Source organism: Enterobacter cloacae complex sp. 2024EL-00711 (genome assembly GCF_047529885.1).
Lineage (GTDB): Bacteria > Pseudomonadota > Gammaproteobacteria > Enterobacterales > Enterobacteriaceae > Enterobacter > Enterobacter ludwigii.
The window spans coordinates 103581-128043 of the sequence record NZ_JBLIZC010000004.1; the positions used below are offsets into that span (position 1 = coordinate 103581).

General features: G+C 57.7%; 24 protein-coding genes. 10 read left to right on the forward strand and 14 right to left on the reverse strand.

What is annotated here, in order from left to right:
• Positions 1-497: 497 nt before the first annotated feature.
• Entirely contained in the window at positions 498-1397 is a 900-nt protein-coding gene (gene citR / locus ACMVME_RS12870) for a DNA-binding transcriptional repressor CitR (RefSeq protein ID WP_032677673.1), read from the forward strand.
• Between the two features lie 154 nt (positions 1398-1551).
• Here citR and ACMVME_RS12875 read toward each other — a convergent pair whose 3' ends face one another.
• Positions 1552-2712, reverse strand: a complete 1161-nt coding sequence (locus tag ACMVME_RS12875; RefSeq protein ID WP_068795111.1) for a pyridoxal phosphate-dependent aminotransferase — start codon at positions 2710-2712, stop codon at positions 1552-1554.
• Between the two features lie 123 nt (positions 2713-2835).
• Between ACMVME_RS12875 and ACMVME_RS12880 the strand changes: the two genes are divergently transcribed.
• From ACMVME_RS12880 to ACMVME_RS12890, 3 genes are read left to right on the forward strand one after another with little or no spacing between them, the layout of a single operon-like run.
• Entirely contained in the window at positions 2836-3450 is a 615-nt protein-coding gene (locus tag ACMVME_RS12880; RefSeq protein WP_047955225.1) for a methylthioribulose 1-phosphate dehydratase, read from the forward strand.
• The gene (gene mtnC, locus ACMVME_RS12885; RefSeq protein WP_050737397.1) at positions 3447-4136 is read left to right on the forward strand and encodes an acireductone synthase; all 690 of its coding nucleotides are present in this window, start codon (positions 3447-3449) and stop codon (positions 4134-4136) included. The genes ACMVME_RS12880 and mtnC overlap by 4 nt, the downstream gene beginning before the upstream one ends.
• The gene (locus ACMVME_RS12890; RefSeq protein WP_068795112.1) at positions 4133-4675 is read left to right on the forward strand and encodes a 1,2-dihydroxy-3-keto-5-methylthiopentene dioxygenase; all 543 of its coding nucleotides are present in this window, start codon (positions 4133-4135) and stop codon (positions 4673-4675) included. Before mtnC ends, ACMVME_RS12890 begins: the two co-directional genes overlap by 4 nt.
• A 40-nt stretch (positions 4676-4715) precedes the next feature.
• Here the strand turns inward: ACMVME_RS12890 and ACMVME_RS12895 are convergent, their stop codons facing one another.
• Positions 4716-5186, reverse strand: a complete 471-nt coding sequence (locus ACMVME_RS12895) for an SRPBCC family protein (RefSeq protein WP_014169088.1) — start codon at positions 5184-5186, stop codon at positions 4716-4718.
• Between the two features lie 43 nt (positions 5187-5229).
• Positions 5230-6246 carry an S-methyl-5-thioribose-1-phosphate isomerase gene (gene mtnA, locus ACMVME_RS12900; protein ID WP_025204686.1) on the reverse strand — a complete coding sequence of 339 codons (1017 nt, stop codon included), beginning with the start codon at positions 6244-6246 and terminating at the stop codon, positions 5230-5232.
• Positions 6247-6351: 105 nt separating this feature from the next.
• Between mtnA and mtnK the strand changes: the two genes are divergently transcribed.
• Entirely contained in the window at positions 6352-7551 is a 1200-nt protein-coding gene (gene mtnK, locus ACMVME_RS12905; protein ID WP_068795113.1) for an S-methyl-5-thioribose kinase, read from the forward strand.
• A 54-nt stretch (positions 7552-7605) separates the two neighbouring features.
• On the opposite strand, the gene ACMVME_RS12910 is transcribed toward mtnK, so the two are convergent.
• The 4 genes from ACMVME_RS12910 to ACMVME_RS12925 are packed head-to-tail and all read right to left on the reverse strand — an operon-like array spanning position 7606 to position 12433.
• Entirely contained in the window at positions 7606-8847 is a 1242-nt protein-coding gene (locus tag ACMVME_RS12910) for an LVIVD repeat-containing protein (RefSeq protein WP_040016913.1), read from the reverse strand.
• The gene (locus ACMVME_RS12915) at positions 8844-9908 is read right to left on the reverse strand and encodes a sugar ABC transporter substrate-binding protein (RefSeq protein ID WP_020885017.1); all 1065 of its coding nucleotides are present in this window, start codon (positions 9906-9908) and stop codon (positions 8844-8846) included. The genes ACMVME_RS12910 and ACMVME_RS12915 overlap by 4 nt, the downstream gene beginning before the upstream one ends.
• Positions 9909-9938: 30 nt before the next feature.
• Positions 9939-10934 (reverse strand): ABC transporter permease, encoded by a 996-nt coding sequence (locus ACMVME_RS12920; RefSeq protein ID WP_025204689.1) that lies wholly within the window; start codon positions 10932-10934, stop codon positions 9939-9941.
• Positions 10931-12433 (reverse strand): sugar ABC transporter ATP-binding protein, encoded by a 1503-nt coding sequence (locus ACMVME_RS12925; RefSeq protein WP_020885019.1) that lies wholly within the window; start codon positions 12431-12433, stop codon positions 10931-10933. Before ACMVME_RS12925 ends, ACMVME_RS12920 begins: the two co-directional genes overlap by 4 nt.
• 160 nt (positions 12434-12593) lie before the next feature.
• Here ACMVME_RS12925 and ACMVME_RS12930 point away from each other — a divergent pair, with 160 nt between their 5' ends.
• Both ACMVME_RS12930 and ACMVME_RS12935 read left to right on the forward strand, forming a co-directional pair.
• The gene (locus ACMVME_RS12930; RefSeq protein WP_068795114.1) at positions 12594-13682 is read left to right on the forward strand and encodes an oxidoreductase; all 1089 of its coding nucleotides are present in this window, start codon (positions 12594-12596) and stop codon (positions 13680-13682) included.
• 57 nt (positions 13683-13739) lie between these two features.
• Entirely contained in the window at positions 13740-14483 is a 744-nt protein-coding gene (locus ACMVME_RS12935) for an SDR family NAD(P)-dependent oxidoreductase (protein ID WP_014169080.1), read from the forward strand.
• A gap of 53 nt (positions 14484-14536) precedes the next feature.
• Here the strand turns inward: ACMVME_RS12935 and ACMVME_RS12940 are convergent, their stop codons facing one another.
• A complete protein-coding gene (locus tag ACMVME_RS12940) occupies positions 14537-14734 on the reverse strand; it encodes a YbdD/YjiX family protein (protein ID WP_014169079.1) in 198 nt (65 codons plus the stop codon).
• Between the two features lie 70 nt (positions 14735-14804).
• Positions 14805-16910, reverse strand: coding sequence for a pyruvate/proton symporter CstA (gene cstA, locus ACMVME_RS12945; protein ID WP_014169078.1), 2106 nt, complete (start codon positions 16908-16910; stop codon positions 14805-14807).
• Between the two features lie 281 nt (positions 16911-17191).
• Here cstA and ACMVME_RS12950 point away from each other — a divergent pair, with 281 nt between their 5' ends.
• Genes ACMVME_RS12950 through ACMVME_RS12960 form a run of 3 tightly spaced genes read left to right on the forward strand, consistent with a single transcriptional unit; the run spans position 17192 to position 19501 of the window.
• Positions 17192-17914 carry a nucleoside recognition domain-containing protein gene (locus ACMVME_RS12950; RefSeq protein ID WP_020885022.1) on the forward strand — a complete coding sequence of 241 codons (723 nt, stop codon included), beginning with the start codon at positions 17192-17194 and terminating at the stop codon, positions 17912-17914.
• On the forward strand, positions 17911-18375 hold the full coding sequence (locus ACMVME_RS12955) for a YjiG family protein (RefSeq protein WP_014169076.1): 465 nt from the start codon (positions 17911-17913) through the stop codon (positions 18373-18375). Before ACMVME_RS12950 ends, ACMVME_RS12955 begins: the two co-directional genes overlap by 4 nt.
• Before the next feature lie 13 nt (positions 18376-18388).
• Entirely contained in the window at positions 18389-19501 is a 1113-nt protein-coding gene (locus tag ACMVME_RS12960) for a M20 family metallopeptidase (protein WP_014169075.1), read from the forward strand.
• Between the two features lie 47 nt (positions 19502-19548).
• Here ACMVME_RS12960 and entH read toward each other — a convergent pair whose 3' ends face one another.
• The 5 genes from entH to entC are packed head-to-tail and all read right to left on the reverse strand — an operon-like array spanning position 19549 to position 24378.
• On the reverse strand, positions 19549-19962 hold the full coding sequence (entH, locus tag ACMVME_RS12965) for a proofreading thioesterase EntH (RefSeq protein WP_014169074.1): 414 nt from the start codon (positions 19960-19962) through the stop codon (positions 19549-19551).
• Complete coding sequence (gene entA / locus ACMVME_RS12970) at positions 19963-20718, reverse strand: 2,3-dihydro-2,3-dihydroxybenzoate dehydrogenase EntA (RefSeq protein WP_068795115.1); 756 nt, start codon at positions 20716-20718, stop codon at positions 19963-19965. It abuts the gene before it with no gap.
• The gene (locus tag ACMVME_RS12975) at positions 20718-21572 is read right to left on the reverse strand and encodes an isochorismatase (RefSeq protein ID WP_014169072.1); all 855 of its coding nucleotides are present in this window, start codon (positions 21570-21572) and stop codon (positions 20718-20720) included. Before ACMVME_RS12975 ends, entA begins: the two co-directional genes overlap by 1 nt.
• Positions 21573-21582: 10 nt before the next feature.
• The gene (gene entE / locus ACMVME_RS12980) at positions 21583-23193 is read right to left on the reverse strand and encodes a (2,3-dihydroxybenzoyl)adenylate synthase EntE (protein WP_020885025.1); all 1611 of its coding nucleotides are present in this window, start codon (positions 23191-23193) and stop codon (positions 21583-21585) included.
• A gap of 9 nt (positions 23194-23202) precedes the next feature.
• Positions 23203-24378, reverse strand: a complete 1176-nt coding sequence (entC, locus tag ACMVME_RS12985; protein WP_014169070.1) for an isochorismate synthase EntC — start codon at positions 24376-24378, stop codon at positions 23203-23205.
• Positions 24379-24463: the final 85 nt, after the last annotated feature.

Consider the following 24463-nt stretch of genomic DNA (forward strand, 5'->3'; position numbering starts at 1 on the left):
AAAGTAAAAAGGCCGCCCTGGTGGGCGGCCCTGATACCTGAACTTTCCACAGGAACTTTCAGTGCCAGCAATTGCTGGCGTTGCGTTGCGCTCTACAAACCTCATATCAAGGCCGTAACAGCGCCTTGATTACAACACCCGCACAGCGCGAGGGCAATGTACATGAGCGCTAATCGTATCTATGGCTGTGATAGGTTTCATCGAACACGGTTTATCGCGCAGGACTGAATACGCGCCGGCGAGGATTAATAAAAATGAATGATAATTATTTGTCTATATATAATTGAGACTATTTTACTGCAAACACCCTCGCAGTTTTAGAGATAAAAATATCTTAATATTCATTGAAGCTCTATTTTATAAATCTGCCATCGTGATATATTAAGTCAACATACAACTCTAATTAAGTAAGTTAATTGCATGGATGGCAAATGATTAACTTCCTTCTATAGTTATCAGTGATGTGTTAACGCAACGCAGTCCACTCAGGATGAAACATGGCTAATCTCTACGATCTGAAAAAATTTGATCTTAATCTGCTGGTAATTTTCGAGTGTATTTATCAGCACTTAAGCATCAGCAAGGCAGCAGAAACGCTCTATATTACGCCCTCGGCGGTCAGCCAGTCGCTGCAAAGGTTGCGTAATCAGCTCAACGATCCCCTGTTCATTCGTTCCGGGAAAGGGATTACGCCCACCACGGTAGGCGTGAATCTGCACCATCATCTTGAGCAAAACCTCAACCAGCTTGAGCAGACGATTAACATCATGCATGGCTCAACGCTAAAAAAGAATTTTGTGGTGTACAGCCCGCAAATCCTGACCACAGAAAACCTGCTGGGCCCGCTTAAATTATTGATGCGAGAGCACAATTACGAGATTGAACTGCATGACATGCTGCTCTCTGCTGACTCCGCAGAGGATCTGCTGGCATACCGTAAAGCAGACTTAATTTTCTCAATGGCCCCGGTTAGTAACCGTTCAATGATTTGTGTGCCATATGCATCCTATTCCGTCCTGCTGGTCTGCAGCCAGGATCATCCGCGGATGAAAGAGGTGGCCACCATGGAAGAGCTTCAGGAAGAGAAGTTTACGATATTCCTCAGTGATGAGCCGGGCGTTAAAACCTATCAATCGATGGCAGAAAAAGTGCATGCGGAAAAGACAATCGGTTTTCGCTGTGACTCTGTATTTACTATTATTTCGATGATAAGTGCCTCTCATTTAATTGGTTACGTACCCGAAATTTTATTTGATAAATACAGTGAAGTGCTAAGACTCAAAAAAATCACTGCACCGTTCACCCTTCCCTCGCTTGACATTTTTATGATTTATAACCGCTCGGCATTAAACAGTACGGCATTCGCGAAATTCATTAACGAAGTAACAGAAAAATAACAGCGACGGGCTGTGTCGCTCACAGCCCGTTCTCTTTGTTAATACATAATCCTGACTTATATTTTATAACGCGCTTTCGCGTTATTTTGACTGATATTACTCTCACTTATTATGCGCAGACCGCCGTTATTCTAACGTGAGAGGGATGACACGCTCAGAGTGTATTCAGCCGCTCCGCCGCCGCGAGAAGCGTCGATTCCTGTTTCGCAAAACAGAGCCGGATCAGCTTATGCGGGAACGGGTCGTCGCAAAATACGGACAGCGGAATGGCAGCAACGCCCACCTCTTTTGTCAGCCACTGGCAAAAACTCACGTCATCCCGATCCGAAATCGCGCTGTAGTCCGCCAGCAGGAAGTAGGTCCCTTCGCAGGGTAAAATCTCCAGACGGCTCTGGCTTAGCGCATTCACAAACAGATCCCGACGCTGACGGTAGAATGCCGGCAGGTCGCGGTAGTGCTCCGGTTCGGCGCGCAGCATATCAGCCAGGGCCAGCTGGGCCGGCGTGTTTACGGCAAACGTCAGGTACTGATGTACTTTACGCAGCTCAGCGCTGATGGCCGCGGGAGCCACGCAGTACCCCACCTTCCAGCCGGTCATGTGATAGGTTTTACCAAATGACGATACCGCCACGGCACGCTCGCGAAGCTGCGGATGGGCCAGCACGCTGGCATGCCCTTCCTGCGCAAAACAGATGTGCTCATACACTTCATCGCTCAGCACGTAAATTTCACGCCCGGCAATCGCCTGCCAAAGCTTTGCGAAATCAGCTTTCTGCCATGCGGTCGCCGACGGGTTGTGCGGGGTATTGATAATAACCAGACGGGTTTTGTCGCTCAGCAAGGCAGCAAACGCCTGCCAGTCCGGACGGAAATGCGGTGGCTGTAGCGCGATACGTTTCACCACCCCGCCGGAGAGTTCAACCGCCGGCGCGTAGCTGTCATAACTCGGGTCAAAGCAGATCACCTCATCACCCGTGCGCACCAGCGCGGTAATTGCGGCATACAACGCTTCGGTCGCCCCTGCTGTCACCGTGATGTCGCTGGTAGCGTCTGGCTTATAGCCATACAACTCAGCCGTTTTGTCTGCTATGGCGTCCCGCAGTGCCTGCACGCCCGTCATCGGTGCATACTGGTTCGCCCCCTGCGCAACGTGGTACGCCAGACGTTCCTGCAAATAACGCGGGCCATCAAAATCCGGGAACCCTTGCGAGAGATTAATGGCGTTGTGCTGCTGGGCCAGTGCGCTCATTTGCGTAAAGATGGTGGTGCCAAGACTGGGAAGTTTACTCTGAGGAATCAATGCGTTATTGCTCATTGTGTTGTGCCTGCATGTAATACTTATGTTGCTGACACTATAACACGATGTTAGTCTTTGGCAATCAAGACGCTTAGACGTCTAAACAATATGAATATTCCTGACCGAGAGGGAAAAAGGAAGATGACCGACAACCTGCAACTCACACACCTGGTCGACGCCTGCCGCTGGATCGGCGCAAAAGGCTGGGCTCCCGCGACCGGCGGCAACATGTCCGTGCGTCAGGATGCGCATCTGTGCTGGCTCAGTGAATCCGGTAAAGATAAAGGCAGCCTGACCACCGACGATTTTCTGCAGGTGGAGATTGCGACCAACCGTGCACCGTCTGGCCGCACGCCGTCGGCTGAAACCGGGCTTCACACGCTCATCTATCGTCTGTTTCCCGAAGCCAACGCGGTTCTGCACGTCCATACCGTCAATGCCACGGTCTTGTCGCGGCTGGTCAAAGAGCCTGAGCTGAAGATCACCGGCTTTGAGATGCAAAAATCCCTCTCCGGGCAGAGCACGCATCTGGATACGGTCGCCATCCCGGTGTTTGATAACGACCAGGATATCGACGCACTCGCCGTGCGCATTGCCGAATACGCTCAGACGCACCCGTTTAATTATGGTTTTCTTCTGCGCGGTCATGGCTTAACCTGCTGGGGACGCGATGTGGCCGAGGCCCGCCGTCATCTGGAAGGACTGGAATTCTTATTTGAATGCGAAATGCGTTTACGACACTGGGAGAGAGTATGATTCGCGCGATTGTGACGGATATTGAAGGGACCACCAGCGATATCCGTTTTGTCCATGATGTTTTGTTCCCCTACGCGCGTGAGCGTCTGTCGGCCTTTGTGTCCGCGCAGCAGTACGCCGAGCCGGTCAAATCGATTCTGGACAACCTGCGTGATGAAATTAACCACCCGCACGCCAGCGTAAGCGACCTTATCGACACACTCTTTACGTTTATGGATGAAGACCGCAAGTCAACCGCGTTAAAGGCGCTGCAGGGGATCATCTGGCACGACGGCTACGTTAACGGCGATTTTACCGGCCACCTCTATCCGGACGTACTGCCTGCGCTGGAAAAATGGAAAGCGCAGGGTATTGATCTCTATGTTTATTCCTCAGGCTCCGTCGCGGCGCAGAAACTGTTATTTGGCTACAGCGACGAAGGTGATATTACTCATCTGTTCAGCGGCTATTTTGATACCCACATCGGTGCCAAGCGCGACGTCCAGTCTTACCAGAACATTGCGGCACAAACGGGTATCCCCCCATCGCAGATCCTGTTCCTGTCGGATATACATCAGGAGCTGGACGCCGCTGAGCAGGCAGGTTTTCGCACCCTGCAGCTGATTCGCGGCGATGATGACGGTGCAAGCCATCACCATCAGGTACACCAGTTCGACGAGATTAACCCGGAGCAGATCCCTTCATGAGCGCATTGACCATTTATTCCGATAAAGACCCCAGTCAACCTCGCTGGCACAGCACCGACGCTGCCGAGATCGCCCAACAGCTCAACGCCAGAGGGGTGCGTTTTGAACGCTGGGCCGCAGACCGCGACTTAGGCCGCGATCCTGCCCCCGATGCGGTTATCGCGGCTTATCAGCACGCGATCGACACGTTAGTGGCAGAGAAAGGTTATCAGAGCTGGGATGTCATCAGCCTGCGTGCCGATAACCCTCAAAAAGAGGCGCTGCGCGCAAAGTTCCTGAACGAGCATACTCACGGGGAAGATGAAGTGCGTTTCTTTGTTGAGGGTGCGGGGCTGTTTTGCCTGCACATTGGCGACGAGGTGTGTCAGGTATTGTGTGAGAAAAACGACCTGATTTCCGTCCCTGCCGGAACGCCGCACTGGTTTGATATGGGCTCAGAGCCGAACTTTACCGCCATTCGTATTTTTGATAACCCCGAGGGGTGGGTTGCGCAGTTCACCGGCGATGCGATTGCAGATGCGTATCCGCGTCTGGCATGATTTTTCCCCTCTCCCTTCAGGGAGAGGGGGCGAAAAAACGTCAGTGTTTCAACCCCTTCGTATACGCCACCAGCTGGTCCAGCACAATCCCCCACCCTTCGTGGAAGCCCATCTGTTCATGCTGCTCGCGGATTTCCGCCGTTGGGTGGCGAGCAATGGCGGTATAACGCGTTTTGCCCTCCCCCACATCATCCAGCAGTAGAATGGCCGTCATAAACGGCTTTTCGGCGGGCTTCCAGCCTTCCGTGTAACCGTCGGTAAAGACCAGCTTCCTGCCGGGATCGATTTCGAGAAACACCCCCCGGTTATCCATCCGTTGCCCGTCTACCTCAAACACCGTGTTAAACCGCCCGCCAACGCGCAGGTCAAGATCACACTCGGTCACTTTGTGCGGAACCGGAATGAAGAAATTTTTGATGTGCTCGGGTGTCGTCCAGCAGAGCCACAGCAGATCGCGCGGGGCATCCACCACGCGTTCCAGTTTTAAGTCTGTATCAGGATCAAGCGTCACGTGACTGTCCTCCTAAAGGGAACCCCTTAAAGGATAGTCGTCCTCAGGCGAATTTCCCTTTTGCCACCTCTTCCGGCGTGACGATGCCCGTATCCAGCACCCAACCGCTTATCAATGCCGCTGGCGTGACGTCAAAGGCCGGGTTGTAGACCTGCGCGTTTTCAGGAGCCCACTGCACCGCGCCAAAGCTCCCGGCCACGCCCGTCACTTCGCTGGCCGCACGTTGTTCAATGGGGATTGCCTCACCGTTTGGGCACGCCGGGTCAAGCGTGGTATGCGGGGCAGCGACATAGAACGGAATACCGTGGAACGTTGCCAGAACCGCCAGAGAATAGGTGCCAATTTTATTCGCCACGTCGCCGTTAGCCGCAATACGGTCTGCGCCCACCCACACCGCGTCAACCAGCCCTTTTGCCATCAGGCTGGCGGCCATGGAATCGGCGATCAGCTGGTACGGCACGCCCAGCTCGCCGAGCTCCCATGCGGTCAGTCTTCCACCCTGCAACAGGGGGCGGGTTTCATCCACCCAGACAGAGCTGACGCGTCCTTCCTGATGCGCGCGGGCAATCACGCCGAGCGCGGTGCCAACCCCTGCCGTCGCCAGCCCGCCGGTATTGCAGTGGGTCAACAGACGGCTGCCGGGTTTCACCAGCGTACTGCCGGCATTCGCGATGGCCTCGCACAGCTGCTTGTCTTCATCAATCAGACGCAGCGCTTCCGCCACCAGCGCAGGCACAAAATCCTCCTGCCAGAGAGCCAGCTTCATGCGGTCGAGGTTGTTCATCAGGTTCACCGCCGTCGGGCGGGATGCCCGCAGGGTCTCCAGCGCCACAGCCAGTTCATCACGGCTTTTGCCGTTTTCCGCCAGAAGGGCCAGCAGCAGGCTTGCAGAGAGACCAATCAGCGGTGCCCCGCGTACGCGCAGGGCGTGAATATGGCCGACCAGCGCCTCTACCGTCGAGGCGTCAAGCCAGCGTTTCTCCTGAGGAAGCGCCTGCTGATCGAGAATAAATAACTGATTCTCCGCCACTCGCAGGCTGGTCGTCTGTAATGTCTGCATGTCGTTAATTCCCTGTTGCGTTGTTGTAGCACATTGTGTCAGGATGAAATCCAGATGTATAGACGTCTAAATGTCTTTATTAGCAAAACCAGTGAGGAACAGGCAATGTCGCAATACCGTACCTTTACCGCCCAGGATGCCGTGGAGTATGCAAAGCAGTTCGGCGGCCTTGATGATCCCTCATCGCTGGTGGAGGCGCAGGAAGTGGGCGACGGTAACCTCAATCTGGTGTTCAAAATTTTCGATACCGAGGGTGTAAGCCGCATCGTTGTTAAGCAGGCGCTGCCGTATGTGCGCTGCGTCGGCGAATCCTGGCCACTGACCCTGGATCGCGCCCGCCTGGAGGCGCAAACGCTGGTCGAACACTACCAGCACAGCCCGCAGCACACGGTGAAAATCCACCACTTCGACCCCGAACTGGCGGTGATGGTGATGGAAGATCTCTCCAGCCATGCCATCTGGCGCGGGGAGCTGATCAAAAATACCTACTACCCGCAGGCGGCGCGTCAGCTGGGTGAATACCTCGCGCACACGCTGTTCCATACCAGCGACTTTTACCTGCACCCGCATGAAAAGAAAGCGCAGGTCGCGAAATTCCTTAATCCGGAGATGTGCGAGATCACCGAAGATCTGTTCTTCAACGATCCGTACCAGGTCCACGAACGTAACAACTACCCTGCTGAACTGGAAAAAGACGTTGCCGCCCTGCACGATGACGCTCAGTTAAAAATTGCCGTGGCCTCGCTGAAGCACCGCTTCTTCTCACACGCTGAAGCCCTGCTGCATGGCGATATTCATAGTGGCTCGATTTTCGTGGCAGACGGCAGTCTGAAAGCCATCGACGCAGAGTTCGGCTACTTCGGCCCCATCGGTTTTGACGTCGGCACCGCCATCGGCAACCTGCTGCTCAATTTCTGCGGCCTGCCGGGGCATCTGGGTATTCGCGATGCCGCCGCGGCCCGTGAACAGCGTCTGGCCGACATTCAGACGCTGTGGAACACCTTCGCGGAGCGCTTCCAGATCCTGGCCAGTGAGAAAACGCGCGATGCGGCACTTGCTGCACCGGGCTACGCCTCTGAATTCCTGAAAAAGGTATGGAAAGACGCGATCGGATTCTGCGGCACGGAGCTGATTCGCCGCAGTGTCGGTCTGTCGCACGTGGCGGATATCGAGACCATTCAGGATGAAGCAATGCGCCACGAATGCCTGCGCCACGCGATTACGCTTGGCAAGGCGCTGATTGTGATTGCCGACCGTATCGACACCGCCGAAGATCTGGTGGCGCGGGTGCGTCAGTACAGTTAAACGCCTCGGCCCTCTCCCGATGAAGAGGGCCGTCAGAAAGACACCAGCGCGCCGTTACCCCAGATACTCAATCACCGACAATCCACCGTTATAATCCGTGCTGTAGATAATGCCCTGCGCATCGACAAACACATCGCATGACTGGATCACCTGCGGTCGATTCGGCCGCGTATCCATCATCCTCTCAGGCGCCGCCGGCACCAGCGCACCGGTTTCAACCGGACGGTAAGGATTGGAAATATCAAACGCGCGCACGCCCGCATTCTGCCAGGTCGCAAAAATCAGCGTTGAGCTGACAAAGCTTCCCGGCCGGTTCTCGTGCAGGTTGTGTGGACCAAAATGCGCCCCTTTCGCCACATAATCCCGCTCCTGCGGCTGCGGGAATGTGGAAATACTTACCGGGTTCGACGGCTCGCGAATATCAAACAGCCAGATGAACTTCTCACCGTCCTCCTGGTTATCCAGTACCGCTTCATCCAGCACCACCAGCAGGTCACGATCCGGCAATGGCAGCGCGGTGTGCGTGCCACCTCCAAACGGCGGGCTCCAGTTGCGATGGCTAATCAGCTTCGGCTGCGTGCGATCCTTCACGTCCAGCAGCGTCAGTCCCCCGTCGCGCCAGCTCCCGTAAGCGGTATCCCCGGCAATAATCGCGTGGTGCAGCGCGTAGCGTTTACCTTCCGGCCAATTGGGTTGCTCACCGTCGGCCTGGTTCATCCCCGGCAGCCACCAGCGCCCGGCCACCTCAGGCTTTTGCGGGTCGGCCAGATCGATCGTCAGGAAAATATAGTCGGTAAAGCCGTCGATCAGCGCCGAAACATACGCCCAGCGCCCGCCGACGTACCAGATACGGTGAATGCCGATGCCGCTCAGGGATAAAAAGCCGATCTCACGCGGTTGGTCAGGGGTGGAGATATCAAACACCCGCAACCCGGCGCTCCAGCCTTTGTCCTGCACGTCGCGTACGGTTTCTCCTACCTGACGGGTGTAGTAGACCTTTTCGTCAGCGAAACGGGCATCTGCGAACAAGTCTCGCGCATTAATGACCAGCAGGAGATCGTCGTGCGCCTGAAGATGAACGTTCCAGGTGCCGGGCGGCGCGGGCATATAGCCTGCCGGTTTGGGATGTTTCGGGTCACGCACGTCCACAATGGAAAAGCCCTGTGAGACCATATGCCCGATGTACGCGAAACCGCGATGCACCATCAGCTGCACGCCGTCCGGGCGACCGCCCTGGTCGCTATGGCCAATCAGCCGCATATTGCGGCTGTATTCAGGCGTGGGAAGCACACTCATTGATGTTTCGCTTCAAGCGTCGCAAACCACGGGGCGATAAAATCTTCGGTCTGACCCCAGCCTGGAATGATTTTCCCCAGCGACGCCACGTTCACCGCGCCTGGCTGGGCGGTCAGCAGCGCCTGCGGGATCGCCGCCGCTTTGAAATCATACGTGGCGGGTGTGGTTTCACCGGCAATCTTGTTGGCAATCAGACGTACGTTGGTTGCACCAATCAGCTTCGGATCCACCGCCACGCTCACTTTCCATGGGCTACCTGGCTCGCGCATCAGCTGAAGATCCTGGTTTGAGATATCGATGCTGTAGAGTTTGATTTCGGTGCGGCCGTTCTCTTTCAGGGCTTTGTAGGCCCCCTGGCTGAAGGCATCCCAGGTTCCCCAGATGGCGTCAATTTTGCCTTTCGGGTATTTCGCCAGAATAGCGCCCACTTTATTCGCGGTATCTCCCTGCACGTCAGACGAAACGGCACCGATAGACTCCAGCTCTTTGATGTCCGGATACTGCTTCTGCAGCGCTTTATAGGCTGCCTGACGACGTTCCATCGGCGGGAAACCGGCAACCCACAGCTTCACGATGTTGGCTTTACCGTTGAAATCTTTCGCCAGCTGGCCGAAGGAGAGATGGGTCAGGGAAGCATCATCCTGCTGGGTCACGGTCACCCCGGGGATGTCGCCCTGAACGGCGGTATCAAACACCGACACTTTAATGCCGGCATCGACGGCTTTTTTCACGAGCGCGGTCGCATAGGGGTCGCGCCCCTGAGAGAGGATAATCCCGTCATATTTCTGGCTGATCGCCTGATTGACGAAGTCCTGGAATTTGGCGTCGTCGCCATTGCTCAAAAAGGTGCTGACCTTAAAGCCGAGCTTTTTGCCTTCCTGAATGGCACCGGCGACAAACTGCGTGGTGTTGTCGTCAGAGCCGAGGTTACGGATCACCGCAATGCGTATGGGGCCGTCATGATTTGCAATGGCGGGCGGAAGCGGTGCGGGGGTTGCCGCAAGGCCTGGCAGCGACGTCAGTAACCCTAATGCCACCAGAGAGAGGGTGATTTTTTTCATTCTGTTTTCCCGTTGTGTTGTGATCAATCGTTAGCGTTTTTGTATGTAGGTAATCGCCAGCGCCACGGCGAGCACCAGCCCTTTTATAATGTCCATCGCGTAATAGGGTACGGAAAGCATCACCAGACCGTTCGACAGCACGCCAAGAATGACTGCCCCGACGAGCGTACCCAGTGCGTTCGGTTTTCCGGACCCGGCAAGCGAGAAGCCAATCCACGCCGCCGCAACCGCATCCATCAGATAGCCGCCGCCCGCATTCACCTGTGACGATCCAATCCGCGAGGCCAGTAAAATGCCGCCTAATCCGGCGAGCAGAGAGGCAATCACGTAGGCCGCCACCTTGTAGCGCGTGGTGCGAATACCGGAGAGACGTGCCGCCTCCGGATTACCGCCGATGGCATACATGCGTCGTCCGTGGGTGGTCAGTGACAGCCCCAGCTGTGCGAGGATCGTTACCACCAGCATGATGATCACGATAGTCGGCACCTGTCCCAGCAGGCTGAATGCCGCCGGAATGGTCCCTTCAGCCATGTCGCCGCTCGGCAGCACCATGTTTTCGGTAATTGACCCGCCGTAGCTGTAGGTCATCGCCACGCCCTGGATAACAAACAGGCTGGCAAGCGTGGCAAGCATGTCCGGGATCCGCAGGATGACAATCAGAAACGCGTTAAACAGGCCAACCAGAGTACAAAGCGCTAGGGTAATCAGTATCGATTCGGTGGTGCCGAAGCCGTACCAGACGAACAGTGACACCACCAGCGCGTTAGCCAGCGATGCCGTTGAACCAACCGACAGGTCAAACCCGCCGATGGTCAGCGAAATTGATACCCCGATAGCAATCACCGTCACGATGGCAATGGAGCGCAGGATATTGATAATGTTGTTCGGATCGAGGAAGTTGTCCGACGCCAGGCCAAAGATGGCCACCAGCGCCACCACGGTCAGCAACATGCCCCACTTGTAGAGAAAATCAAAAATTTGCTGACGACCAGACGCTGCCGCCGTCACTGAAAGGGCCTTGCTCACGACGCCGTTCCTCCGGTTGAATAATAAAGTAGTGTCTCTTCGTGGGCCTCGGCCCCGGCGATTTCCGCCACGATACGTCCGTCCCACAGCACGCAAATGCGATCGCACAGCCCCACCAGTTCAGCGAATTCACCGGAAGCGTAAATCACCCCTTTGCCCTCGCGCGCCAGGCCGTCAATTAACTGGAACAGATCGGTTTTCGCTTTGACATCGACGCCTTTGGTCGGCTCATCGAAAATCAACACGCTGGCGTCGTTGCGCAGCCACTTGCCGATGGCAATCTTCTGCTGGTTGCCCCCCGACAGACGACGCAGCACCTGCCCCGGCCCACGCGCACGCACGCCGACGCGGGCAATCACCTCTTCCGCCCAGCGCCACGCCTGACGGTGGCCGAACAGGCTCCAGCGCGAGAAGCTGTTATCCGCGGTGACCGCCAGGTTCATGCTCACCGGTTCATCAATAAAAATGCCCTCTTTACGCCGTTCCTCCGGTACCAGCGCCAGACCGCGCAATACCGAATCCGCCGGATCGCGCGGCTGCCAGGGCTGATGATTTAGCTCACCACGCGCTACACGGCTTTTGCTGGCCCCAAACAGCGCCTTGCAGAGTTCCGTTTTGCCCGCTCCCGCCAGCCCGGCAATGCCCAGAATTTCGCCTTTTCGCAGGTGCAGGGAGATATCTTTCAACAGCGCGTCATCGTGCAGCCCTTCCACGCGCAGTAATGTCTCGTCACTGTGCGCAGGACGGGCCGGCGGATAGATATCGTTAAGCTCATGGCCAAGCATCTTCTCAACGATTGCGTCACCGCTGAGGTTCGCCATCGGGCCGGATTCAATCAGCTTGCCGTCGCGCAGCACGGTTAAGGTGTCGCAAATAGCGTTCAGTTCGTGAATACGGTGAGAGATAAACACCACGCCAATCCCCTGCTTTTGCAGACGTCTCACTACGGCGAAAAGCCGTTCGCTTTCATGGCTATCCAGCGGCGCGGTCGGTTCATCCAGAATCAGAAAACGGCAGTGGTGTGAGAGCGCCCGCGCCAGCAAAATCTGCTGCTTTTCTGCCAGCGTGCAGGTGTCGACGATGCGTCGCACATCCAGAGCGATACCCAGCTGCGCCAACGCCTGTTTCGCCTGCTGGCGGATTGCGCGCCAGCGATAGCGATGCCCCGGCTGTGCGAGCTGATCGAGCATGATGTTTTCGGCAATGCTCAGCCCTGGTATCAGCGCGACGTCCACTTCCTGCTGCACCAGGTGGATACCCAGCCGTTTGGCATCAAGCGGCTCGCGGATCGTCACCGGCTGGTTATTAATGCAGATCTCACCTTCGTAGCGATCGTAAGTGCCGCACAGCACCGCCATCAGCGTCGATTTCCCCGCGCCGTTTGCGCCGGTCAGCGCATGCACGGAGCCGCCCATTAACGTCAAATCCACGCGCGACAACGCCTGAAAGCCGGAAAAGGCCAGGCTGATACCGCGCATCTCAAGGCGACTGGAAACCATCCGCGTTAAATCCTTCTTTCATATTGTGATTTATCGAATTTTTCACAGCTCCGGTTGACTGACAACGACGGAAAAGGCATAAGATAAAGCGAAATATTATTAGCCATCCGGATGTCCAGACATAACATCGGGTTAGCGCTTGCTAAAAAAAGGACAACACATGAGCAACACCGATATCCGCGTCGTGCCAGGCCCGGCGAACTATTTCTCGCATCCGGGAAGTCTTGCGCACCTGAATGATTTCTTTACGCCGGAACAGCTCTCCCGCGCGGTGTGGATTTATGGCGAACGCGCCATTGAAGGCGCGCGCCCTTTCCTGCCGGAAAGCTTTCACACACCGGGGGCGAAACATCTGCTCTTTAAAGGGCACTGCAGCGAACGTGACGTCACCGATCTGGTGACGGCGTCTGGCAATAACGCCAGCGTGGTGATTGGTGTCGGCGGTGGCGCACTGCTTGATACCGCCAAAGCGGTGGCGCGCCGTCTCGGCGTGCCGGTGGTGGCTATTCCCACCATCGCCGCCACCTGCGCCGCCTGGACGCCGCTCTCCGTCTGGTATAACGATGCCGGTCAGGCGCTGCAGTTTGAGGTGTTCGACGATGCTAACTTCCTGGTGCTGGTGGAACCGCACATTATCCTCAATGCCCCAGCGGAGTACCTGCTGGCAGGCATCGGCGATACGCTGGCGAAGTGGTATGAAGCGGTGGTCCTGGCCCCTCAACCCGAACACCTGCCCCTGACCGTACGTCTGGGGATCAACGGCGCGCTGGCGATCCGCGACGTGCTGCTTTCCCGTAGCGAAGAGGCGCTGGCCGACCAGCAGCGTGGCGAAGCGACGCAGGCGTTCAGGGACGTTGTGGATGCCATTATTGCCGGGGGCGGAATGGTGGGCGGTCTGGGCGAGCGCTATACCCGCGTGGCGGCCGCGCATGCGGTGCACAACGGTTTAACCGTTTTGCCGCAAACGGAAAAATACCTGCACGGTACCAAAGTGGCCTACGGCATCCTGGTGCAAAGTGCGCTGCTCGGCCAGGATGACGTGCTGGCCGAGCTGGTGGCGGCCTATCAGCGCTTTACCCTGCCCACCACGCTTCACGAACTGGAGGTGGATATCAACAACCGCGACGAGCTGGACAAGGTCATTGCCCATACGCTGCGCCCGGTGGAATCTATCCACTATTTGCCGGTCGCGCTCACCCCAGCGGTTCTGCGCGCCGCGTTTGAGAAAGTGGAATCCTTCAGCCGTTAATCGTTCCGACCGACTATACCTAATGATGATTCTCATCACTCTCGCAACGAGGTCATCATGCAGATCGATTTAACAGGTAAGAAGGCGCTGGTTACCGGCGCCAGCCGTGGGTTGGGTCGTGCCATCGCACTTTCACTGGCACGCGCCGGTGCCGATGTGGTTATTACGTATGAAAAATCCGCCGACAAAGCCCAGGCGGTCACCGAAGAGATAAAGGCGCTTGGGCGCCACAGCGAGGCGATTCAGGCCGACAGCGCCAGCGCACAGGCCATTCAGGATGCGGTTACCCATGCGGCGCGCTCCCTGGGCGGGCTGGATATTCTGGTCAACAACGCCGGGATCGCACGCGGCGGTCCGCTGGAGTCCATGACGCTGGCGGATATTGACGCCCTGATTAACGTCAATATCCGGGGCGTGGTGATTGCCATTCAGGAAGCGCTGGTGCATATGTCTGACGGCGGGCGCATTATCAACATCGGCAGTTGTCTGGCAAACCGTGTGGCGATGCCCGGTATTGCCGTCTATTCGATGACCAAATCTGCACTCAACTCCCTTACCCGGGGTCTGGCTCGCGATCTCGGCCCGCGCGGCATTACCGTGAACCTTGTGCATCCTGGCCCGACAAACAGCGATATGAACCCGGAGGATGGAGAACAGGCTGAATCTCAGCGCCAGATGATTGCGGTGGGACATTACGGCCAGCCGGAAGACATCGCCGCCGCGGTCACCTTCCTGGCCAGTCCTGCCGCCGGACAAATATCCGGCACGGGACTGGATGTCGATGGCGGGTTAAACGCCTGATCGCATGTTGAATGTAAACAAAAGCAGATCAGCTTTTGTTTACCGAAAGAGGGTTAACAGCACTTCGCGCCGCCCTTGCCGCCGTAGCGGGCGTCCTGGCGGTCGCGGAAGAAAGCTTCATAGGTCATTGGCGTCTGGTCAGGGTGGTTGACGCGCATATGCTCGACGTAGTTGTCGTAATCCGGTACGCCGATCATCATTTTGGCGGCCTGGCCCAGGTATTTTCCTGCTTTGGAGAGGGTGTCGAACATAGTGGATATCTCGTCTTTTATCCCCTCTCCCCGGCGGGGAGAGGGTGAGGGTGAGGGTGAGGGTGAGCGATTAATGCGCCCCTTTCGCCTGGGTCACAATCTCTTCCAGGTTCTCAGGCATTGGCTCATACGGTGTCTCTTTTGCCGTCGGCTTGTCTTCTTTCAGCGCCGCCAGTGCAGTCTTCAGAGAATACAACGCCAGCACCACAACCACCACCATAAAGAAGATGGTCAGTCCGGCGTCCAGACGGTTGTTAAACACCAGCTGCGACAGCTGTGATTCCGTATATTGCGCCGGGATCTTACCGCTGTCGATCATCGCCTGGAACTTGTTGGCGATAGCCAGGAAACCCACCTTGTTGTCCGGGCTGAAGGCTTTCTGCCAGCCTGCCGTCAGGGTACAAATCAGCAGCCATGCGGTCGGCAGTAACGCCACCCACGCATAACGCTGACGCTTCATTTTGAACAGCACTACCGCACAGAGCATCAGCGCCATGCCCGCCAGCATCTGGTTGGCAATACCAAACAGCGGCCACAGGGTGTTAATCCCTCCCAGCGGATCGACGACGCCCTGATGGAGGAAATATCCCCACGCCAGTACGCACAGCGCCGTTGCCAGCAGGTTCGCCGGTAATGAATCGGTACGTTTCAGGTTCGGTGAGATCACCCCCAGCAGATCCTGTAGCATGAAGCGTGCCGCACGCGTTCCTGCATCCACCGCCGTCAGAATAAACAGCGCTTCAAACAGAATGGCGAAGTGATACCAGAACGACACGTCCATCAGCCCGCCCAGCGCGCCGTGCAGAATATACGCCATACCCACCGCCAGCGTTGGCGCGCCCCCCGCACGGGAAATAATTGACTGCTCGCCCACTTCACTGGCGATATGGGTCAACGTGTCTGGGGTAATGGCAAAGCCCCAGCCGCTCACCACCTGCGCGGCAGAGGCCACCACGTCAACGGTGCCGGCCGGTGCCAACAGCGCCATTGGGCTGTTCATCGCGAAGTAAACGCCCGGGTCGATAATACAGGCCGAGACCAGCGCCATTATCGCCACGAACGATTCCATCAGCATGCCGCCGTAGCCAATCAGGCAGGCCTGATTCTCATTGGCGAGCATTTTCGGCGTGGTACCGGAGGCAATCAGCGCGTGGAAGCCAGACACCGCGCCACAGGCGATGGTGATAAACAGGAACGGGAACAGGTTGCCGGTCCAGACCGGGCCGGTGCCATCAATAAATTTGGTCAGCGCAGGCATGGTCAGCGTCGGGCGCATAATCAAAATGCCGATTGCCAGCCCCACAATCGTGCCAATTTTCAGGAAGGTGGAGAGGTAATCGCGCGGGGCCAGCAGCAGCCACACCGGCAGCACCGCCGCCACAAATCCGTACCCTACCAGCATCCACGTCAGCTGTACGCCGGTGAAATCGAAGAACGGTGCCCACGTCGGGCTCTCAGCCACCCAGCCGCCGGAGATAATGGCAAACACCAGAAAGACCAGGCCGATGACCGACACTTCACCAATGCGTCCCGGACGCAGGTAGCGAATGTAGATCCCCATAAACAGCGCCAGCGGAATGGTAAAGGCCACGGTATAGGTTCCCCACGGACTGTGGGTCAGCGCTTTCACCACGATCATCGCCAGCACCGCGAGGATGATCACCATGATCATAAAGGTCGCGATCAGGGCGATCACCCCGGCCGTGGCTCCCATCTCCTCTTTCACCAGCTCACCAAGCGAACGTCCGTCGCGGCGGGTGGAGACGAACAGCACCATAAAGTCCTGCACCGCACCGGCCAGCACGACGCCCGCGAGGATCCAGATCATCCCCGGCAGATAACCCATCTGCGCCGCCAGGACTGGCCCCACCAGCGGGCCCGCGCCGGCAATCGCCGCAAAATGGTGACCGAACAGCACTTTCTTGTCGGTAGGCACATAGTCCAGACCGTCGTTATGACGAACCGCAGGCGTCATGCGCGTGCCGTCGACCCCTAACACCGTCTTCGCGATATAGCGGCCATAAAAACGGTACGCGATCAGATAAATACAGACCGAGGCGACAACGATCCACAGCGCGTTGATCTGTTCCCCCCGGTTGAGGGCGATATAGCCCAGGGCAAATGCTCCCACAACGGAGAGCCCTGCCCACGTAAGGTATTTCCCTGAGTTGTTCATAGTTGTTGTCCGTTGTTGTGAAACAGTGAGATGTTACATTTTGTTTCTAGAACAACGCTCAAAATTTAACAACTTTGAAACGCAATAATGCGTGGTCAAACCAGACATTTACACCACATTGTTAAGCCGATCACCTTCCGCTGAAACACCCCTGCCGCCACGGGTCACACTTTTGCCTTTTTCGTCCCGACACCGCCTTACGAAATGATTTGTATCATTTTTTTTGCTCAAAACCTCGCCAGAATGACCCTGCGCAATCGCGTGCATACAAGGAAAAGGATATGAACAGTTCAGTACCTCAGGATCTCAAGGTCGGGCCCGGCGCGTACGTTGCGCTGGCATTCGCAGCCGTTTTCTTCTCTGGCCTGCTGGGCGGAAAAGAGTGGTACGGCGTGTTTGATTTCACCACCCTCAACGGTGCGTTTGGCAAGGTGGTCAGCAAGGCCAGTCTTGAAGACGGCACCCTGACTACCGCCACCAGCGCCTTTCGCGGTACCGGCGGCAGTGGCGCAATGGACGGGTTTCTCTTTGCGCTCGGTTTAATTCCGGCCGTGATGTTTGCGCTCGGGATGATCAACGTGCTGGAGCACTATGGTGCGCTGCGTGCAGCCCGTAAGCTGTTAACGCCGCTGCTGCGCCCGCTGCTGGGTATTCCGGGCACCACCGGGCTGGCGTTGATTGGCAGCCTGCAGAGCACCGATGTGGGTGCATCCCTCACCCGCAACCTGTCCGATGAAGGGCAGATTAGCGAAAAAGAGAAAGACGTTTTCGCCATGTTCCAGTTCTCCGCCGGGGCGATGATCACCAACTTTTTCTCCTCTGGTGCCATCCTCTTTACCCTGGTCGCCGTTGACGGGACGGCCGCGGTGCCGACCTCCATTGGTGCCTGCATCGCCGTGATGTTCATCATGAAGATTGTCGGCGCGAATCTGCTGCGCCTGATCCTGACCGTCATCGGCAAAGATGCCCCTGAGCAACAACCGACACAAGGAGAGACCGTATGAGTGCCCCACAATCTCATCCCGTGATTACCGATGTGTTTGTCGAAGGCGCACGCAAGGGCTGGAGTATTGCCACCGGCAGCACCCTGCCCAACGTGGTCATGGCTTTTATCATCATCAAGGCGCTGGAAATTACCGGGGCACTGAAAGGGCTGGGGATGATCTTCTCCCCGCTGATGGGCCTGTTTGGCCTGCCGGGTGAAGCGGCTGCCGTGCTGATTGGCGGCTGGATGTCGATGGGCGGTGGGATCGGCGTGGCGATCGGCCTGTTTGATAAAGGCATTATTACCGGCGAGCACCTGGCGATTCTGGCACCTGCTATCTATCTGATGGGCTCACAGGTGCAGTATCTCGGCCGCATTCTGGGTGTGATCGGCACCCGCGCCAAACGTATTCCGCTGATGATTGCCATTTCGGTCATCAACGCCTTCTTAGCCATGCTGCTGATGCGCATTATTCTCTGAACAGGACGTTATTATGAACCTTGACCATTATATTGAAGAGCTGAAAACCCTGGTGAACGTGGACTGCGGCACCCGTACTGTCGCAGGCGTCGAAACCGTGGCTGGCATTATTGAAACGCTCTGGCAACGCGAAGGCTGGCACACCGAACGGGTCAATCTGGGCGACAAGGTCGGCCCGGGCGTATTCGTCAGTAATAAGCCACAGGCGGCACAGTTCGACGTTCTGCTGGTCGGCCATCTTGATACGGTATTTGCCCCCGGCACCGTCGCCGAGCGTCCGCTGAGCGAGGACGCCACCCGTCTTTATGGCCCTGGCGTATCGGATATGAAGAGCGGCCTGCTGAATATCTTGTGGGCGATGCGTGAGCTGGACGCAGCCGACCACGATCGTCTGGCCATTGCGATCGCCATGAATCCCGACGAGGAGACCGGCTCCGTCTATTCACACGAATGGATTGGCGAACTGGCAAAACGCGCCCGCTGCGTGCTGGTATGCGAAGCCGCGCGCGCCGACGGTTCGCTGGTGAAGGCTCGCAAAGGGATGGCGGGCTATCACCTGACGTTCAGCGGCGTGGCGGCACACGCGGGTAACGAACCGGAGAAAGGCCGCTCGGCGATAACCGCCCTGGCAAACAGCATTATTGCCATTAATGCCCTGACCGACCAGGAACGTGGCACCACGCTCAACGTCGGGGTGATCCACGGCGGCAGCGCGGCAAACGTGGTGGCCGATAAAGCCGTTGCCGAGCTGGACGTGCGTTTCTGGGAAAACGATGAGTACAGCCGGGTGAACCAGGCGCTGGAGGCATTGTGTGAAAAAGGCTTTTTAGAGGGCGTCACGACCTCGCTGGCGCGCGTGAACCACAAACCGGCGATGGCAGCGAGTAAAGCCACGCAGGCGCTGATGCAGCAGGTTGAAGCGGCAGGTCAGGCGGAAGGAATAGCCATTACCTGGCAGGCGGTCGGTGGTGGCAGTGATGCCAACCACACCGCCGCGCTGGGCATTCCGACCCTGGACGGGCTGGGGCCGATCGGTGCCGGGTTCCACAGCCCGGCGGAGTGGCTGGATAAAGCGTCGATTGCGCCGAGAATACGCTTGTTGAAGCGGGTGATTTCGATGCTGTAAGCCTTATCCCTCTCCCCAACGGGGAGAGGGATATTGACCGTGCAACGCTAGCCCAAAATTTGGGTACTCAACCGGCAGGTACAGCACCGCCGTCCCTGCTCGTCGAACACCACAATCTCCCAGCTCTGGCTGGTTCGCCCAAGATGCAACGGCTGACACACTCCGCGCACCTTCCCATGCGATACCGCGCGATGGTGCGTTGCGTTCAGCTCCGTTCCCACCACGCTTTGTCCGTCGCGGGTCATCAGAAACCCGGCCATCGACCCCAGCGTTTCCGCCAGCGCCGCCGACGCCCCGCCGTGCAGCAGACCGAACGGTTGATGGGTACGCGCATCCACGGGCATTTCGGCCTCAAGCGTATCGTCACCGATGCGGGTATAGACGATGCCCAGATGCGCCACCATGGAGTTCAGACTGGTGGCGTTCATTTCTTCACGCGATAAGTGACGTTTCCAGATCATCTACGCCCCCAGCGTGGAGCCGCCGTCCACCACGATATCCTGCAACGTGATATGGCTGGCAGCATCGGACGCGAGGAACAGCACCGTGCTGGCAATCTCCTGCGGACAGGCGATTTTGCCCAGCGGAATACCGAGCTTGAACTGCTCGCCAAAGCCGCGAATACGCTGCTGCTCAGCATCGTCGCTTTTCCACAGGGTGCGCTGCATATCGGTATCCGTTGACCCGGGCGACACCAGATTACAGCGCACGCCACTGCACGCCAGCTCAAGCCCGACGGTCAGCGCCAGGCTTTTTAGCGCCGCTTTCGACGCACCGTAGGCGCTCATGCCGATACGCGGCGTGTGGGCCGCGTCGGACGCCACGGTGACAATCGCCCCGCTTTGCTGGCGACGGAACTGGCCCATCGTCTGCTGGAACAGGTTAAATGCCCCGCCGACATTAACCGCGAAGGTCTGCTGCCAGTCCTCCTGCGCAATCTGGTCGGTCGCGCCCATACGCAGTATTCCCGCCGCGTTCACCAGCACGTCCAGACGCTCAAGCCTTGCCAGCGCGCGACCGCACACCTCGCGAACCTGTGCGGCATCCGCGATATCCAGCGTTTCGGTGGCAAAGGGATACGCTTCCTGCGGGAAGGCCAGGTCGAATCCGGTGACCTGCGCGCCCGCTTCAACAAACGCCCGCGCCGTCGCGCAACCGATGCCCTTACCCGCGCCCGTTACCCAGACGGTTTTGCCGGTAAAATCGAACCCCGCCATCACTTCACCTCGCGGGAGAGCAGCGCCCACCAGGCGTCGAGGGTGGGATTTTTCGCCAGCATCACAAAGTCGATATCGCCGTGCACTTTGCGCCAGCGGGCGGCCAGCGCCATCATGCGCACCGAGTCCAGACCGTAGTCGATCAGGTTTTCGTCATCCATCGGCTCATCTGATTCATCCAGCAGCGGCAGGATGATGTCACGCAGCGCCGCTTTCGTGGCTGGAATGGACGGCAGCAGGTCGTCCGTCATAACCACCCGGCCGGCGCGCCCTGCGACGTAGTTCAGGGACATCAGGTGCTCATCGCGGGTAAAATCGGCCAGCGCATCGGCGATAAAGAACGGTTTGATATCCCGCATAAAGGCGTCTGTAGCGGTCGTCATGCAGCCAATATGGGCGTAAACCCCGGTGATCAGCAGCTGGTTGCGCCCCGTCTCTTTCAGCATCAACTCCAGCGGCGAGCGGTGGAACGCGCTGTAGCGCCACTTCACCAGTACCGTATCGGCTTCATCCGGCGTCAGCTGAGACACAATGCGCTGCTGCTCTGGTGAGCGGGTCAGCCCCGGTCCCCACATATCGTTCAGCAGGGCGCGGTCTTCATCGCTTTGCGCTTTCGGCTGCGCGGTGTAGTAAACCGGAATATTGTGTTGCTTGCAGTAATCGCGAAGTCTGGCGATATTCGCGACCACCTGGGCCATCATCGGGCTGTTTTCGCCCCAGAAGTTCAGGAAATACTCCTGCATATCATGGATCAACAGCGCGGCACGTTCTGGCTCAAACGCCCAGTTCACTTTGTTGTCTGGCAGGTCTGCGGCCGTCGGCAGCGCATAAGCGGTTAATTGTGGAATGGCCATACTCTGTTCCTTAGCCCCGGGCGCGTTCAGCTAGCCACAGGCGCAACTGTTTCTTATCGACTTTGCCGACGGGCGTTAACGGAAGCGCATCAACGCTCTCCACGCGGTCCGGCAGTTTAAATTCTGCAACGCCCTGCTCACGCAGGAAGCGGCGCACCTCCACCGCACGCAGTGGCTCTTTCACCACCAGATACGCGCAGCTCTTTTCACCCAGCAGGCTGTCCTCCATGCTCACCAGGGCCGCGTGGATCACCGCGTCGTGGCGCAGCAGCAGGTTTTCAATCTCTTCTGCGGCAATCTTTTCGCCGCCGCGGTTGATCTGATCTTTCTCCCGTCCCTGAACGGTGATGTAGCCCTGTTCGTCAATGGCGATCAGATCCCCGGAGCAGTAAAAGCCGTCCGCATCAAAGGCGCTGGCGTTGTGCTCCGGACTGTTGAAATAGCCGCGGAAGGTATACGGCCCGCGGGTCATCAGACGCCCGACTTCACCGCGCGGGAGCGGATTACCGTGCTCGTCCGCCACCCACACTTCGTCATCCGGGCACATCGGGCGCCCCTGCGTATTGATAATGCGTTCCGGCGTATCATCGAGCGCGGTGTAGTTCACCAGCCCTTCCGCCATACCAAACACCTGCTGCAGCTGGCAGCCAATTTCTGCCGGAATACGCGCCGCGAGCGACGCGGACAGGCGCGCCCCACCGACCTGCAGCAGCGTCAGCGATGAGAGCGGAGCATTCCCTGCACCGTCGGCAATCGCCTGCAGCCACAGGCTGACCGCCGGGGGCACCAGCGAGGTAACCGTGATCTGATGTTTTTCTATCAGCGGGAAGCAGATTGTGGCGCTCGGATCGTTTGCCAGCACCACGCAGCCCCCCGCCGTAAAGACGCCTAACGAGCCGGGCGAGCTCATGGCGTAGTTATGGGCCGCTGGCAGCGCATTCAGATAACGCGTGTCCGCGGTAATCCCGCAGATCGCATTGCTGCGACGGATGCTGTAGTCATAGTCGTTATGCGTACGCGGGATCAGCTTCGGCGTGCCGGTGCTCCCGCCCGAGAGCTGGAAGAACGCCACTTCGTCGGCAGGAGTCGGGTTCGGAATGAAATTTTCTGCCGGATGCGCAATCGCCGCGTCCAGCGCATGTTCACCTTTGTCGCCGCGCAGCAGCACGACGCGTACCGAACGGTGCTCATCGACAAAAGTATTGAGGAAGTCATCCCCTGCAAACAGGGCGTGCTCGCGATCGGCTATCAGCAGCGCAGGTTTGATCTGCGCGGCGTAGGCGTTCAGCTCCGAGCGCTGATGGCTAAAGAGCGCATTGACCGGCGCCACGCCCACCTGCAGCAGGGCGAAAAAGGTCATGTAAAACTCGCACACGTTGCCAAGCTGCACCAGCGCCGTTTCACCGCGATGAAGCCCCAACGCCTGCAGCCGCGATGCCAGGTTATTCACGGCCTGGTTAAACTCGCGGTACGTTATGCGACGGTCACCGTCGACGATCGCCACCGCATCGTTGTTCGCCTGATCCGTCAGGATGTGGGTCAGCGGCAGATCCTGCCAGTAGCCTTTTTCACGGTAGCGCCGGGCAAAATCCTCGGGCCAACGGGTAAAGGGAAGGGTCATGAGTGTTCCTTAGTGCAAACCAAAAACATTGAGCATGGTGGAGAGTTTTACGCCGGTTTCACGCCACTCGCCCACGGGTGAAGAGGCCGGGACAATGCCCGCGCCGGCAAACAGGCGAACGGTATTCTGCTGCAGACGAGCGCAGCGGATGGTGACCACCCATTCGCCATTGCCTTCACTGTCACACCAGCCGACGATGCCGCCGAACAGCTCGCGATCGAACGGCTCCAGCCCGGCGATCAACGCCTTAGCAGCCTGATGCGGGAAACCGCTCAGGGCTGGCGTCGGGTGCAGCAGGCAGGCCAGCGTCAGCGCGTTTTCGTTTTCACGCGCCTCACCTTCCACCGGCGTGGCCAAATGCCAGAGCGTGGGGGTGGTGATCAACTGTGGGGAGGAAGGCATGCTGAGGTGATGGCTGCGCGGTTTGAGAATGGCTTTCATCGCCTGGGTCACCAGGTCATGCTCGTGACGATCTTTTTCGGACGCCAGCAGCTTGTTGCCCGCCTCACGATCCAGCACGTCATCCGGCTGACGACGCGCGGAGCCTGCCAGCGGCAGAGAGCTAAAATGCGCCCCTTCTTTACGCAGCAGCAGTTCCGGACTTGCGCCGAGCAGCACGCCACCGTCTTCCAGCGGTACGTGGAAGTTGTAGCTGGCCGGGTTCTGGGCGATCAGCCGCTCCATGAGCGCACCGCTATCAATCGGTTTGTCGGTAACGATATCAATCAGGCGCGACAGCACCACTTTGTTCACCTGCGGCGTGGCGGTGAGGGCAGCCGCGCGGGCGACCATCTCTTCAAATACCGGCTGCGGCGGGATCTCGGTGCGTTTTTCCACCTTCAGCGCCTGTGAGCCAGCAACATAGCGGGCGGACTGCTGACGCGCCGGGCGAGAAAAGGTCTGCCAGCGTTGCGGTATAAACAGAGACGACGGCTTGCGGGTATCAAACGGAATGGCACCCACCATCACAGGATGGGCAATGCCGCTGGCTTTTGCGTTGCGGAAAGCCTGGGCTAATTTCTGCTGAAACTGTCCTGCCGGATCGTCACCCCCGACGGCGGATTCAGAGAAGCGGGAAAAACAGCCGGACGTGGTAAAACTGCGGTAAGGCGACATAAAGAAAAAGCTGTCCGATTGCAGCGTGCTGGCGGTGTGCTGAACTTCCTCAGCCAGGGACGTATCCATTTCATCCTCCTAAAATGATAAAGGCAGTAATAATGATTATCATTTATATTTACGCTCGCTAACCTAATCTCACATCGCGTCGGTG

What these genes read in the sequence shown, in the direction of transcription:
- citR (WP_032677673.1), top strand. Translation starts at nt 498, where the DNA reads ATGGCTAATCTCTACGATCTGAAAAAATTTGATCTTAATCTGCTGGTA.
- ACMVME_RS12875 (WP_068795111.1), bottom strand. Translation starts at nt 2,712, where the DNA reads ATGAGCAATAACGCATTGATTCCTCAGAGTAAACTTCCCAGTCTTGGC.
- ACMVME_RS12880 (WP_047955225.1), top strand. Translation starts at nt 2,836, where the DNA reads ATGACCGACAACCTGCAACTCACACACCTGGTCGACGCCTGCCGCTGG.
- mtnC (WP_050737397.1), top strand. Translation starts at nt 3,447, where the DNA reads ATGATTCGCGCGATTGTGACGGATATTGAAGGGACCACCAGCGATATC.
- ACMVME_RS12890 (WP_068795112.1), top strand. Translation starts at nt 4,133, where the DNA reads ATGAGCGCATTGACCATTTATTCCGATAAAGACCCCAGTCAACCTCGC.
- mtnA (WP_025204686.1), bottom strand. Translation starts at nt 6,246, where the DNA reads ATGCAGACATTACAGACGACCAGCCTGCGAGTGGCGGAGAATCAGTTA.
- mtnK (WP_068795113.1), top strand. Translation starts at nt 6,352, where the DNA reads ATGTCGCAATACCGTACCTTTACCGCCCAGGATGCCGTGGAGTATGCA.
- ACMVME_RS12910 (WP_040016913.1), bottom strand. Translation starts at nt 8,847, where the DNA reads ATGAGTGTGCTTCCCACGCCTGAATACAGCCGCAATATGCGGCTGATT.
- ACMVME_RS12915 (WP_020885017.1), bottom strand. Translation starts at nt 9,908, where the DNA reads ATGAAAAAAATCACCCTCTCTCTGGTGGCATTAGGGTTACTGACGTCG.
- ACMVME_RS12925 (WP_020885019.1), bottom strand. Translation starts at nt 12,433, where the DNA reads ATGGTTTCCAGTCGCCTTGAGATGCGCGGTATCAGCCTGGCCTTTTCC.
- ACMVME_RS12930 (WP_068795114.1), top strand. Translation starts at nt 12,594, where the DNA reads ATGAGCAACACCGATATCCGCGTCGTGCCAGGCCCGGCGAACTATTTC.
- ACMVME_RS12935 (WP_014169080.1), top strand. Translation starts at nt 13,740, where the DNA reads ATGCAGATCGATTTAACAGGTAAGAAGGCGCTGGTTACCGGCGCCAGC.
- ACMVME_RS12940 (WP_014169079.1), bottom strand. Translation starts at nt 14,734, where the DNA reads ATGTTCGACACCCTCTCCAAAGCAGGAAAATACCTGGGCCAGGCCGCC.
- cstA (WP_014169078.1), bottom strand. Translation starts at nt 16,910, where the DNA reads ATGAACAACTCAGGGAAATACCTTACGTGGGCAGGGCTCTCCGTTGTG.
- ACMVME_RS12950 (WP_020885022.1), top strand. Translation starts at nt 17,192, where the DNA reads ATGAACAGTTCAGTACCTCAGGATCTCAAGGTCGGGCCCGGCGCGTAC.
- ACMVME_RS12955 (WP_014169076.1), top strand. Translation starts at nt 17,911, where the DNA reads ATGAGTGCCCCACAATCTCATCCCGTGATTACCGATGTGTTTGTCGAA.
- ACMVME_RS12960 (WP_014169075.1), top strand. Translation starts at nt 18,389, where the DNA reads ATGAACCTTGACCATTATATTGAAGAGCTGAAAACCCTGGTGAACGTG.
- entH (WP_014169074.1), bottom strand. Translation starts at nt 19,962, where the DNA reads ATGATCTGGAAACGTCACTTATCGCGTGAAGAAATGAACGCCACCAGT.
- entA (WP_068795115.1), bottom strand. Translation starts at nt 20,718, where the DNA reads ATGGCGGGGTTCGATTTTACCGGCAAAACCGTCTGGGTAACGGGCGCG.
- ACMVME_RS12975 (WP_014169072.1), bottom strand. Translation starts at nt 21,572, where the DNA reads ATGGCCATTCCACAATTAACCGCTTATGCGCTGCCGACGGCCGCAGAC.
- entE (WP_020885025.1), bottom strand. Translation starts at nt 23,193, where the DNA reads ATGACCCTTCCCTTTACCCGTTGGCCCGAGGATTTTGCCCGGCGCTAC.
- entC (WP_014169070.1), bottom strand. Translation starts at nt 24,378, where the DNA reads ATGGATACGTCCCTGGCTGAGGAAGTTCAGCACACCGCCAGCACGCTG.